Origin of the sequence: Pseudomonas sp. URMO17WK12:I9, assembly GCF_900230165.1 — a bacterium.
GTDB lineage: Bacteria > Pseudomonadota > Gammaproteobacteria > Pseudomonadales > Pseudomonadaceae > Aquipseudomonas > Aquipseudomonas fulva.
The window spans coordinates 167357-180100 of sequence record NZ_OCMQ01000007.1 but is presented as its reverse complement, the minus strand read 5'-3'; the positions used below and the strand labels follow the sequence as shown (position 1 = coordinate 180100).

Below are 12744 nucleotides of genomic sequence, written 5' to 3'. Positions count from 1 at the left end.
TGAAGCTCATAGCACGGAGCCGCTCAATGCGTATCATCGACAAGACCGCCGCCCAGGTGCGCAGCCTGACGCCCGCCGAAGACGCGCTGCTGGTGGAATTTGCCACCGGCGGCTTGACCGGGCCCCGCCTGCTGCAGGCCAACCAGATGCTGATGAAGGTGCGCAACGCCAATCAATGGCTGGCCTGCGACTGCCGCACCGACGCCCTGCCTGTGCTCAATGTCACCCTCAATGGCAACACCGGTACGTTGTTTCTCAAGAACAACCCAGGCACGGCCGAACATGCGCCGGGCTGCCCCTTCACCAAGGATGAACAGGAAGCGGCCGAGCGTGCTCAGGCACCTGTTCAGCCGGTGGCCTGGCTGCCTCCCGACACACCGCTGCGGCTGATCGGCGACTTCCGCACGGGGGCAAGCGCAAGCACCAACGAGCCAGGCGAGCGCCGCGAACAACAGCGTTTGCTGGCCTTGTTGTTGACGTGGATCGAGACCAGCGGCCTCAACCTCTACGCCACGCATTTGAAGCAGGACCTGACCGGGCAATTCGCTCAACTGCGCGCCGTGGCCAGTCGCTATCCGCTGGTGGAACGGGTGCCGGCCAGCAACTACCTGGAAACGCGCCTGGACATGAAGCACATGATGATGCTCAAGGCCCGTCTGCGTGAAGCAACGATCTTTGGCAACCATCGTCGTCATGGACTACTGCTCGACTGCATCGACCAGATCAAGGGCCGCAAGGTCTTTCACTACCGCAGTGAAGAGGGTTTCGATTTCCAGGGCCATCATCTGTACTGGGGTGGTCAGCGCACCTGCGGCCCGTTGCTGACGCTGGCACTCTATTCGCCTACGACTCCCGGCAGTCACTTCTATGAACTGATCCACGTGGCCAGCGTACCGGTGCTGTCGCGCGGCCATCTGTTTCCGGTCTATCGCGATGAAGAGCGCGAACCGCTCAAGGCATTGGTATCGCTGGTGGACTGGATGGCCAGCAAGGGCGTCAAGGTGCAGATGCGCCGCCCGGTGGTCGGCGGGCAGCTCATGGATGAACTGGTGATGACGTCCGACCAAGACCGTGTACTGTCCATTTCGCTGCTCGAACAACCCATCGGACCCGAGCCGGATACCGAGAACTTCAAACGGTATGCCGACTTCAAGAGCCCTGAAACCTTCCGCAAGTTCGTGGCCGGTTTCTTCATGCGCGAGCGGTGATCCGCCGCCTCAGCCGAGGAACAGGCGATAAGCCGGGTTATCCGTTTCGTCCCAGTAGCGATAACCCATCTGGTCAAGCGCCGAAGATAACCCGGCACGCTCATCGGCAGGCACCTGCAGCCCAGCGAACACCCGCGCATGGGCTGCACCGTGGTTGCGGTAATGGAACAGGCTGATGTTCCAGCGCTGGCCCAGGCGCTCCAGAAACGCCGGCAGTGCCCCGGGGCGCTCTGGAAACTCGAAACGCAGCACCTGCTCGTTACTTCCAGGCGCCAAAGGCCCACCCACGGTATGGCGCACATGCAGCTTGGCCAGCTCATTGTCGGTCAGGTCCACAACCTCATAGCCTTGAGCCTGCAAACCGTTCAACAGCTGATCGCGTGGATCCTGCAATGGGTGCGTTTGCACACCCACGAACAGCCTTGCGGGTTTGCCCGGCTGGCAGCGGTAGTTGAATTCCGTGACCTGGCGCTTGCCCAACGCTTGGCAGAACGCCCGGAAGCTCCCAGGCTGGTCGGGGATGGTCACCGCGATCACCGCTTCGCGCTGTTCACCCAGTTCGGCGCGCTCTGCCACATGGCGCAGCCGATCGAAGTTGATATTGGCCCCAGAATCGATGGCCACCAGCGTCTTCCCGCGAACGCCCTCGCGGTCCACATACTGCTTCATGCCCGCGACCGCCAGGGCCCCCGAGGGCTCGGTGATCGAGCGGGTGTCATCGTAGATGTCCTTGATCGCGGCACACAACGCGTCGCTGCTTACAGTCAGCACCTCGTCCACAAAATGCCGGCATAGCTCGAAGCAGTGGGCGCCCACCTGGGCCACGGCCACCCCGTCGGCGAAGGTGCCGACATGCGGGAGCACCACCCGCTCGCCAGCCTGCAGGGCGACCTGCAGGCAGTTGGCATCCTCAGGCTCCACACCGATCACCCTGACCTCGGGGCGCAGGTACTTGATGTAGGCCGCGATTCCGGCAATCAAGCCACCTCCGCCTACCGGAACGAAGACAGCCTGTAGCGGCCCAGGACACTGCCTGAGGATCTCCATGCCGACCGTACCTTGACCGGCAATCACATCCGGGTCATCGAAGGGTGGCACGAAGGTGGCTCCTTCCAGCTCGGCCAGCTTCAAGGCATGTGCCAGGGCATGAGGGAAGCTGTCACCGTGCAGCACCACCTGGCCACCGCGGGCGCGCACGCCCTGGACCTTGAGCGAAGGCGTCGTGGACGGCATGACGATCGTGGCCGTCATGCCCAGATGCGCGGCGGCCATGGCCACGCCCTGGGCATGGTTGCCCGCCGAAGCGGTCACTACACCGGCCTGACGCTGACGGGTGGTCAACCTCGACAGTCGCGTGTACGCCCCACGGATCTTGAACGAGAATGTGGGTTGCAGGTCTTCGCGTTTAAGCAGTACCCGATTACCCAGCCTATCGGACAACCCACCGGCCTCTTGTAACGGCGTTTCGATGGCCAGGTCATACACGGGCGCTGCCAAAATTCGCCGAACCTGCTCGGACAGCAGTTGCTCAGGGGTGATTGCTCGCGGGGCGCAACACAGGTTGGACATCATCGACTCCTTGGCCGGTTAACGGTGCCCAGGAGTCAGATGGAAAAACCCGCCTCCAGGGCGGGTTTGGTGCATGCTCGCGCTAGCCCGCCAATCTGATGATGGCGGTAATAATGCTGGCGAAGGCAGGCTGATAGCGGTTCATGTGCCGAACGTTAGCCCGAGGCTTGGCCGCGCGTCAACACTTGGCCTGCTGCGCCGACAACGGCACGTCGAATACCTTGTCGAAGCCCCACTGGAACACGAAGGCGTAGACGAAGAAAAAAGCGAACAGGGCCAGATTGGTCAAGAGCGCTGCCAGCAGGCTGACTTGCAACCAATAAGCCACCAGCGGCAGCAGGATCACCACCAGGCCACCCTCGAAGCCAAGCGCATGCAGCAAGCGGCGCAACAGCGTGCGCTTGCGCTGAGGCTGGCGCGCCTCCCAGCGCTCGAACACCCAGTTGTAGAGCATGTTCCAGCTCATCGCGACGCCTGACATCAATACCGACAGCACAGTGGACTGCGCCATCCCCGCCCCGAACGCAAGTTCCAGGGCAGGGGCAACACACGCCACGGCGATGGCCTCGTAGAGAATGGCCTGGACGATCTTGCGGGCCTTGCCTTGCATGTTCAGCTCCCTGAATGACGACCCGACACGCTACAAGATCCCGCCGGTTAAAAGAAGAGGCTTACTACCAGGCATCAGCCTTCAGGTCACCTGCCCGGCGGGCAAGCGGATACGAAATTGCGCACCGCCCAATGGGGACTGGGCGACCGTCAGGGTCCCGCCCTGCCCCTCAATGGCCCGCCGGCTGATCGCCAGCCCCAAGCCGAATCCACCCGTGCTGCGGTCCCGGCTGCGATCCAGGCGATAGAACGGCTGGAAGATTCGCTCGCGCTCCTCGACAGGGATACCAATGCCATCATCCTCCACCGTCAGCGAGCAAGCCCCGTCGGGCTCCAGGCGCAAGCGCAGTACCAGGCGCTGCTCACAGTAGCGCATGGCGTTGCGCACCAGGTTCTGCACCGCTCGGGCCGTCAGGCGCGGATCGAGCACGAAGCGCGGCAACTCGGCGTCGGCATGCACCTCCCACTGGATGCCCCGCCCGTCCAACTCCTCGGCAAAGCTGCCTAGCACGCTGTCCACCAGCTCGAGCAACGACACCTCCACTCGTTCGCGCGCCTGGTCGGCATTGTACAACCGGCTGTAGGACAACAACTCCAACACCAATTCATCTAGCTCTCGCACATGCCCGACCAGCTCCAGCAAGCGCTTGCGGCTGGCCGCAGGCACTTCGTCGAAGAGCAGCACCAAGCCGAAATCCAGGCGCGTCAGGGGCGTGCGCAGCTCGTGAGATACGGCATTGAGCAGCTCGCGCTGCTGATTGACATGGCGCTCAAGGTCGCTAGCCATGGTGTCGAATACCCTGGCCAGTTCGCCGATGTTCGAATGCGCCGAGATATGCGTGCGCTCGGACATCTGCCCCTGCCCCAGACGCCGAGCGGTTTCCTTCAGGCGCTCCAGGTCACGCCAGTGCGGCCATACCCAAAGCAACAGGCAACCCAGCATCGCGGCCCCGATCAACACCGTCACGCCCCATGACAGGACGTTGATGTCCAAGGGATCAGGCGGCGAATCCAAGCGTACCAGCCAGTGGCTGTCCAACGGCGCCAGCAGGGTTTCGTAGTAGCCCCATTGGGCCAGGCGCACTGCCGACTCCCCTTGCGCCAGCCGCGCGCGCTCCGTTTCATTCAAGTGGGCCTGGTCGATGGGCAGCAGCTGGACCTGCAAGGGTGCAAAATCGTCGGCCAGCGCTTTCGCCACGGCAGGCCACTGGGCCTGAGGCGCCTGGTGGAACTGACGTACGATCAGCGACTGCACGCCTTTGGTCTGGCTGAGGTTGTAGGCCATGAAGCGTTCCTGAAACAGCCCCACGATGGTGTCGGGGATGAACAGCAAGGCACCGGCATACGCCACGATGATCAGCAGATACAGCCGCACCAGGATCTTGAACATCGCAGCTCACTCCCACTCGACACGGCTGAACAGATAACCTTTGCCCCAGACCGTCTTGATCTTGCGTGCTTCGCCTGCGTTGTCGTCGAACTTGCGGCGCAGCTTGGAAATGGCCACGTCCACCGAGCGGTCGGTGCCGTTGAACTCGATACCGCGCAACTGTTGAAGAATGCGATCGCGATTGAGCACGACCCCGGCATTGCGCGCCAGCACGACCAACAGGTTGAATTCCCCGCCCGACAGTTCGACAGGCTCGCCGCGCCAGGTGACGGTGCGTTCGGCCAGGTCGATGCATAACCCACCTACCACGATCAGGTCATGGTCCAACCTGGGTTCGTTAGCGCTGCGGCGCAGCAAGGTGCGCACCCGGGCCAGCAACACCCGTGGCTCGCACGGTTTGGTGACGTAGTCGTCGGCCCCCATTTCCAGCCCCAGCACCTGGTCATGGCTGTCATCGCGGGCGGTGAGCATCAGGATCGGCAGGCATTGGGACTGCTGACGCAACTGGCGACACACCTGCAGGCCGTCCAGGCCTGGGAGCATCAGGTCGAGAATCACCAAGTCGGGTTTGTCGCGGCGATACTCGTCCAGCACGTGGTCACCCCGGGCGATGACCCGGACGACGAATTCGTTGCGTTGCAGGTAACTGGCGATCAGCTCGGCCAGGGCGCTGTCGTCTTCGACCAGAAGTATAGTGGGCATGGGTGGCTTGGCAGGCAGGTGGAGGGACTTGCAGCGCACCGGCTCGGTGTGGCCTCGTAAGCGCTGCGTTCTAGTGACGCAAGCTTATAGAAACATCGTGGTGCACAACCCATCGCTTCACACTTTTTCACACTCCCCGTACAGCTGTTAACAGCCAACCATGACCCGGGTGCCGTAGCATAGCGCAGATCATCAGCGGAAGATCCCAATGTCCGACACACTCACTGTTACCCTGCGCCGCATGGCGCTTCTGGCGCTTGTAGGCTTGGGCCTGGGCGGCTGCAGCGCTAGCGACGAACCCGAGCAGCAAGCCCCGGCCCCGCAAGTGCGGATCGAAACGCTGCAACTGCAACCGCTGGCCATCACCAGCGAGCTCAACGGCCGCATTCTGGCGCCGCGTACCGCCCAGGTGCGGGCTCGGGTGGCCGGCGTAGTGCTCAAGCGGGTGTACCGCGAGGGTAGCGACGTCAAGCAGGGCGATGTGTTGTTTCAGATCGACCCCGCACCCTTCAAGGCCGACCTGGACAGCGCCCAGGCGGCACTGGCCAGAGCCGACGCTACCCGTTATCAAGCTCGCCTGCAGGAGCAGCGCTACCGCGAGCTGGTCAATGACAAAGCCGTCAGCGGCCAGGAATACGACAATGCCAAGGCCAGCCTGCTGCAAGCCAACGCAGCAGTGGCCGAGGCCAAGGCGGCTGTGCAACGGGCCCGTCTGAACCTGGGATACGCCACTGTGACCGCTCCCATCGCCGGGCGCATTGGCCGTGCCCAGGTGACAGAAGGCGCATTGGTCGGGCAGAACGAAGCCACGCCACTGGCGACCATCGAGCAACTGGACCCCATTCATGTCGACGTCACCCAGTCGACCCGTGAGATCACGGCGCTGCGCAAGGCTTTGCGTGCTGGCCAACTGCAACGGGTCGACGCAGACCAGGCCAGTGTCACCTTGATCGAGGACGACGGCAGTGCCTACCCGCTGCCCGGCAAGCTGTTGTTCTCCGACATCCAGGTCGACCCCTCTACCAACCAGATCACCCTGCGCAGCGAGTTCCCCAACCCGAACCTCGACTTGCTGCCGGGCAGCTATGTGCGCGTGCGCCTGGCCCAGGCCGTGCAACCGCAAGGGCTGAGTGTGCCGCAACGGGCGATCCTGCGTGACAGCGCAGGCGTGCCGAAGGTACTGGTCGTGGATGGCCAATCGCAGGTCAGCGAACGGCAAGTGGTGCTGGGCAGCGTACAGGGCGACCGCTGGGTAGTACGCGAAGGCCTCGCTGCCGGTGACCAGGTGGTGGTCGAAGGCCTGCAACATGCCAAGGCAGGCGAACGCGTGCAGATCGACCCCGCCCCCGAGGCCACCTCCGCCACCCAGCACACCGGCCAGTGAGGGCCTGATCGATGCCGCAATTTTTCATTGACCGCCCCATTTTCGCTTGGGTGGTGGCGCTGTTCATCCTGCTGGCTGGCGCCTTGGCCATTCCTCAACTGCCCGTGGCGCAGTACCCCAACGTGGCGCCGCCGCAGGTGGAAATTTACGCCGTATACCCTGGCGCCTCGGCGGCTACCATGGATGAAAGTGTGGTCAGCCTCATCGAGCAGGAACTCAACGGCGCCGACAACTTGCTGTACTTCGAGTCGCAAAGCAGCCTGGGCAGCGCCACCATCACCGCCACCTTCGAGCCGGGCACCGTGCCAGACCTGGCACAGGTTGACGTGCAGAACCGCTTGAAAGTGGTCGAGTCGCGCCTGCCACGCCCGGTCACCCAACAAGGCTTGCAGGTTGAAAAGGTGTCCACTGGTTTCCTGCTGCTGGGCACGCTCACCTCCGAGGATGGCAAGTTCGACGAGACCGCGTTGTCCGACATTCTGGCGCGCAACGTGATGAACGAGATCCGGCGCATCAAAGGGGTCGGCAAAGCCCAGCTGTATGGCTCCGAGCGCGCCATGCGCATCTGGATCGACCCGGCCAAGCTGGTCGGCCTCAATCTCACCCCCAACGACGTGGCCGAAGCCATCACCGCACAGAACGCGCAGGTGGCGCCCGGCAGCATCGGCGACCAGCCTAGCCCCGCTACCCAGGAGATCACCGCCAATGTGGTGGTCAAGGGCCAGCTGACCACACCAGAAGCGTTTGCGGCGATCGTGCTGCGAGCCAATACCGACGGTTCGGTGGTGACCATCGGTGACGTGGCCCGGGTAGAAATCGGTGCGCAGGAGTACCAGTACGGCACGCGCTTGAACGGCAAGCCGGCCACCGCATTCAGTGTGCAGCTGGCCCCGGGTGCCAACGCCATGGAAACGGCCACGCTGGTGCGCGCCAAGATGAAGGACTTGGCGCGCTATTTCCCGGAAGGCGTGAAGTACGACATTCCCTACGACACCTCGCCGTTCGTCAAAGTCTCCATACAGCAGGTCATCAGCACGCTGTTCGAGGCAATGGTGCTGGTGTTCGCGGTGATGTTTCTGTTCCTGCAGAACCTGCGTTACACGTTGATTCCCACACTCGTGGTGCCCGTGGCGCTGATGGGCACCTTCGGCGTGATGCTGATGCTGGGCTTCTCGGTCAATGTGCTGACCCTGTTCGGCATGGTCCTGGCCATTGGTATTTTGGTGGACGACGCCATCGTGGTGGTCGAGAACGTCGAGCGAATCATGGCCGAAGACGGTCTGGCGCCGCGTGAGGCCACACGCAAGGCCATGGGCCAGATCAGCGGGGCGATCATCGGTATCACGCTGGTGCTGGTGGCCGTCTTCCTGCCCATGGCCTTCATGAAGGGCTCGGTCGGCGTGATCTATCAGCAGTTCTCGGTGTCCATGGCCGTTTCCATCCTGTTCTCGGCCTTCTTTGCCCTGAGCCTGACGCCGGCGTTGTGCGCCACCTTGCTCAAGCCTGTGAACCCAGGTGCGCACCATCAGCGCGGCGGTTTCTTCGGTTGGTTCAATCGGCGCTTCGAGGGCATGAGCAAGGGCTATGAGGGCTGGGTGTCGCAGGCACTGCGTCGCAGCGGGCTCTACCTGTTGGTGTACGCCGTGCTGCTGGGCGTGCTGGGCTACGGCTTCAGTCAGCTGCCCACGGCCTTCCTGCCGACCGAGGACCAGGGTTACACCATCACCGATATCCAGCTGCCGCCTGGCGCCAGCCGCATGCGCACCGAGCAGGTAGCGGCTCACATCGAGGCGCACAACGGCGATGAGCCTGGCGTGGGCAATACCACGGTGATTCTGGGTTTCAGCTTCTCCGGCAGTGGCCAGAATGCGGCGCTGGCCTTCACGACCCTCAAGGACTGGTCCGAGCGTGACGCTGAGGACAGTGCCCAGTCCATTGCCGATCGCGCGAACATGGCATTCACGCAACTCAAGGACGCCATCGCCTTCGCCGTACTGCCACCACCGATTGACGGGCTTGGCGAGTCCACTGGCTTCGAATTCCGCCTGCAGGACCGGGGCGGGCTTGGTCACGCCCAACTCATGGCTGCCCGTGATGAACTGCTGGCCAAGGCGAGCAAGAGCGCGGTACTGACAAACGTGCGCGAGGCATCGTTGGCCGAAAGCCCGCAAGTGGAGCTGGAGATCGATCGCCGTCAGGCCAATGCGTTGGGCGTCTCGTTCGCCGATATCGGCTCAGTGCTGGACGTGGCGGTGGGTTCGAGCTACGTCAATGACTTTCCCAACCAGGGCCGCATGCAGCGGGTGGTGGTGCAGGCCGAGGGCGATCAGCGCAGCCAGGTGGAGGACTTGCTAAAGATTCATGTGCGCAACAGCGCCGGCAAGATGGTGCCGCTTGGCGCCTTCGTCCAGCCCAGATGGGTTAGCGGCCCGGTCCAGTTGACGCGCTACAACGGTTACCCGGCGGTGTCCATTTCTGGTGAGCCGACGGCCGGGCAAAGCTCGGGGCAAGCCATGGCCGAGATCGAGCGAATCGTGGCGCAGCTGCCGGCTGGTGTTGGGCTGGAATGGACTGGGTTGTCGCTGCAGGAAAGGCTCTCGGGCAGTCAAGCGCCGGTGCTGATGGCCCTGTCGCTGCTGGTGGTGTTCCTCTGCCTGGCGGCGTTGTATGAAAGCTGGTCGATCCCCACGGCGGTGCTGCTGGTGGTACCCCTGGGGATTCTGGGCGCGGTCCTGGCAGTCACGCTGCGTGGCATGCCCAACGACGTGTTCTTCAAGGTTGGGCTGATCACCTTGATCGGGCTATCGGCAAAGAATGCCATTCTGATCATCGAGTTTGCCAAAAGCCTGATGGACCAGGGCATGGATGCCACCCAGGCTGCCATCGAGGCTGCCCGCTTGCGCCTGCGGCCCATCGTGATGACGTCCCTGGCGTTCATCCTTGGGGTGGTGCCACTGGCCATCGCCACCGGTGCCAGTTCGGCAAGCCAGCAGGCCATCGGTACAGGGGTCATTGGCGGCATGTTGAGCGCCACGCTGGCGGTGGTGTTCGTGCCGGTATTCTTCGTCGTGGTGATGCGTTTGTCCCGGCGCCGGCGGCCACAGGAACCTGGCGACGAGCCAGCCCCGCGCAGTCACTGACTGGACAAGCGGAACGTGAAATGGGAGGGTTTCTGGCACTGACTGCCAGGAACCCTTTTTCATGCCTGCTACCCTGCCCCTTTGCTCTGTCCTCATGCTCGCCGGCGGCCGTGGCCAACGCATGGGCGGGCGCGATAAAGGGCTGATCGACTGGCAAGGCCGCCCTCTGATTGCCCACGTGCATGCGGTGGTTCGGGGCCTCAGTGATGACCTGATCGTTTCGTGCAATCGCAATCAGCAGATATACCAGCGGTACGCCGAGCACTGCGTGTGTGATGCCGAGACCGGCTTCCCTGGCCCACTGGCTGGCGTGCTTGCCGGGTTGGCGATAGCGCGGCACGATTGGGTGGTGGTGCTCGCCTGTGATGCGCCGCGGGTCGATCAGGTGCTGGTCAACGACCTGCGGCGCGCCGCCTTGGCGGCGAACAGTGCCGCGATGGTCCGCCAGGGTGGGTATTGGCAACCGATGTTCAGCGTGCTGCCCCGCGCCATCCTGCCGCTGCTTGAGCAGGCTTGGAATGCTGGGGAGCGCAGTTTGCAGAGAGCCTTGCTCGGCGCGCCCGTGGCAGCAGTTGATTGCGCTGAAGAGGATTGCCGGCTGAATAATTTCAACAGCCCGCAATGGCTTGAGGGCTGACAAGGGGGCTGTCGATTTTTTTCGATACTAAAGGCGCGCCAGGGCCTTAGGAATCTAGCTTCGCAGCGCAGACCCGGCGATACCGCGTTGAGCCTGGGAGTTCGCTAACCACCCAGGCCGGAGCCAGGCAGTTGACTCCGCCACTGCCTAGGCGCACCCCGCCGTCTCCGACTAGCGGTCAGCTACCAGCCGCCGAGCCTCCAACCCATTCAACAAAGCCTCCACCACTGCGGTCGCCGATTCCAGTCCATGGTCATTGCCCAGCAACAGGTCGAAACAGGTCCCATTGGCCAACTCCATGGCCTTCAGATTAGCGGCATAGGCGCCACGCAACAGCGTGGACAAGTGCACCAGCGCGTCTTCGAGATCGACGCCCGGACGTACCGAAAACAAAGGCGGATGGCTGCTTTCGCAGGTAGAGAAGGATGTGGGCGCGGTTGTGAGACTGGCAGGAGGATCAGGTAACCCTTTTGTCATGGTGTGCTCCTTGATTCATCAGGAGCCGCCATCAATCGCTACCAAACGAAATGGTGACGGCTATGCGCAGGTTGGTAGACCGGGAATCAAGGAAACCGGCGCGCACAGAGGCGCCCTACGCACAGCCGCCATAAAACGCTACAACCGAGCACAAAAAATGCGCCAACCATAGCGAAAGCGGGCGCTTTGTGCGCCTTGATCAATTCGGGCTACCAAACCCGACTGCTGGATTGACAGCAGCCCGCGAAGACTAACCCTCTCCCACGGTGCTTTCAAGCCAAAAGCCCCGCTTGAAACACTTGTAAGTGTCTTAGCAGGGCGCCGATAACGCCTACTGGCGCCTGGTTCGCGCTACAGTGAACGCCTGTGACCCATCAGCGTGCAGTTCCCATTCACGCTGACTGGCAACGCAACGGGCATCGGCGCAAAAATGCACGATGCCCCTGCACAATTGTCGATTGTACTAGGCAAATTCGCATGCCAGGATCCAGCGATCCTCCAGCGAACTCCAGATTTCACATGGAAAATCAATAATAAGCAGGGAGACCGCAATGACAGCGCTTATTCAGACGCCGGTTACCGAACACATTCTGAGCGAGGTTCGCAACCAGATCGGCCACCTGCGTCTCAACCGCCCCGCTGGGTTGAACGCCCTGACCTTGAACATGGTGCGCAGCTTGCGCAAGCACCTGGACGCGTGGGCCGGTGATCCGAACATCCGCGCCGTCGTACTGCGCGGCGAAGGGCCGAAGGGCTTCTGCGCCGGTGGTGATATCCGCTCGCTGCATGACAGCTACAAAGCCGGTGACGACCTGCACGCGGTTTTCTTCGCCGAAGAGTATGCCCTGGACTTGCTGATACACCGCTACCGCAAGCCTATCCTGGTGCTCATGGACGGCTTTACCCTCGGCGGGGGCATGGGCTTGGCGCAGGGCTGCGAGCTGCGGGTGGTCACCGAGCGCAGCCGCTTGGGCATGCCAGAGGTGGGCATCGGCTATTTCCCCGACGTGGGGGGCAGCTACTTCCTGTCCCGCCTGCCGGGCGAGCTGGGGACCTACCTCGGCGTCACCGGCACACAGGTCCAGGCGGCCGATGCCCTGTATTGCGGCCTGGCCAACTGGTATGTGACGAGCGACAAGATCGAAACCCTTGATCGCGAGCTGGACCAGTTATCCCTCAATGACAATCCGCTCAAGGATTTGCAGAACCTGCTGGCGCGCCTGGGCACACAGGCGCTGGAAGCGCCACCACTGGCTGCGCTGCGCCCAGCGATCGATCACTTCTTCGCCCTGCCCGATATGGCAGCCATCGTCGAGCAGTTGCGTGCCGTCAGCATCGGCGACAGCCATGCCTGGGCCGTTGCCACTGCAGAGCTGTTGGAAACCCGATCCCCACTGGCCATGGCCGTGACGTTGCAGATGTTACGACGCGGCCGACAGTTGAGCCTGGAAGAGTGCTTCGCCATGGAGTTGCACCTGGATCGCCAGTGGTTCCAGCACGGCGACATCATCGAGGGGGTGCGCGCCCTGATCATCGATAAGGACAAGCAGCCGCGCTGGAACCCCCCTACATTGCAGGGGCTGGACCGCCAGCGGGTCGACCAATTCTTCGAAGGCCTGTGAGCCCGG

Annotated in this window: 10 protein-coding genes; 5 read left to right on the top strand and 5 right to left on the bottom strand. The window is 62.8% G+C overall.

Features of this window, described 5'->3' with window-relative positions:
* Window positions 1-26 precede the first annotated feature (26 nt).
* Entirely contained in the window at window positions 27-1208 is a 1182-nt protein-coding gene (locus CRP40_RS15555; RefSeq protein ID WP_027914920.1) for a hypothetical protein, read from the top strand.
* 9 nt (window positions 1209-1217) lie between these two features.
* Here CRP40_RS15555 and ilvA read toward each other — a convergent pair whose 3' ends face one another.
* The 4 genes from ilvA to CRP40_RS15535 form a co-directional block, all read right to left on the bottom strand.
* Complete coding sequence (ilvA, locus tag CRP40_RS15550) at window positions 1218-2777, bottom strand: threonine ammonia-lyase, biosynthetic (RefSeq protein ID WP_027914919.1); 1560 nt, start codon at window positions 2775-2777, stop codon at window positions 1218-1220.
* A 178-nt stretch (window positions 2778-2955) separates the two neighbouring features.
* Window positions 2956-3387, bottom strand: coding sequence for a PACE efflux transporter (locus tag CRP40_RS15545; RefSeq protein WP_023535716.1), 432 nt, complete (start codon window positions 3385-3387; stop codon window positions 2956-2958).
* A gap of 81 nt (window positions 3388-3468) precedes the next feature.
* Window positions 3469-4776 carry an ATP-binding protein gene (locus tag CRP40_RS15540; RefSeq protein ID WP_027914918.1) on the bottom strand — a complete coding sequence of 436 codons (1308 nt, stop codon included), beginning with the start codon at window positions 4774-4776 and terminating at the stop codon, window positions 3469-3471.
* 6 nt (window positions 4777-4782) lie between these two features.
* Complete coding sequence (locus CRP40_RS15535; protein WP_023535591.1) at window positions 4783-5478, bottom strand: response regulator transcription factor; 696 nt, start codon at window positions 5476-5478, stop codon at window positions 4783-4785.
* A 208-nt stretch (window positions 5479-5686) separates the two neighbouring features.
* Between CRP40_RS15535 and CRP40_RS15530 the strand changes: the two genes are divergently transcribed.
* From CRP40_RS15530 to mobA, 3 genes are all read left to right on the top strand, one after another.
* On the top strand, window positions 5687-6862 hold the full coding sequence (locus tag CRP40_RS15530) for an efflux RND transporter periplasmic adaptor subunit (protein WP_027914917.1): 1176 nt from the start codon (window positions 5687-5689) through the stop codon (window positions 6860-6862).
* Window positions 6863-6873: 11 nt separating this feature from the next.
* Window positions 6874-10002, top strand: a complete 3129-nt coding sequence (locus CRP40_RS15525) for an efflux RND transporter permease subunit (RefSeq protein ID WP_027914916.1) — start codon at window positions 6874-6876, stop codon at window positions 10000-10002.
* 61 nt (window positions 10003-10063) lie between these two features.
* A complete protein-coding gene (gene mobA, locus CRP40_RS15520; RefSeq protein ID WP_027914915.1) occupies window positions 10064-10639 on the top strand; it encodes a molybdenum cofactor guanylyltransferase MobA in 576 nt (191 codons plus the stop codon).
* A 171-nt stretch (window positions 10640-10810) separates the two neighbouring features.
* On the opposite strand, the gene CRP40_RS15515 is transcribed toward mobA, so the two are convergent.
* Window positions 10811-11116 (bottom strand): DUF3077 domain-containing protein, encoded by a 306-nt coding sequence (locus CRP40_RS15515; protein ID WP_080992850.1) that lies wholly within the window; start codon window positions 11114-11116, stop codon window positions 10811-10813.
* A 551-nt stretch (window positions 11117-11667) separates the two neighbouring features.
* Here CRP40_RS15515 and CRP40_RS15510 point away from each other — a divergent pair.
* Window positions 11668-12738, top strand: a complete 1071-nt coding sequence (locus CRP40_RS15510; RefSeq protein WP_027914913.1) for an enoyl-CoA hydratase/isomerase family protein — start codon at window positions 11668-11670, stop codon at window positions 12736-12738.
* The last annotated feature ends 6 nt before the right edge of the window (window positions 12739-12744 follow it).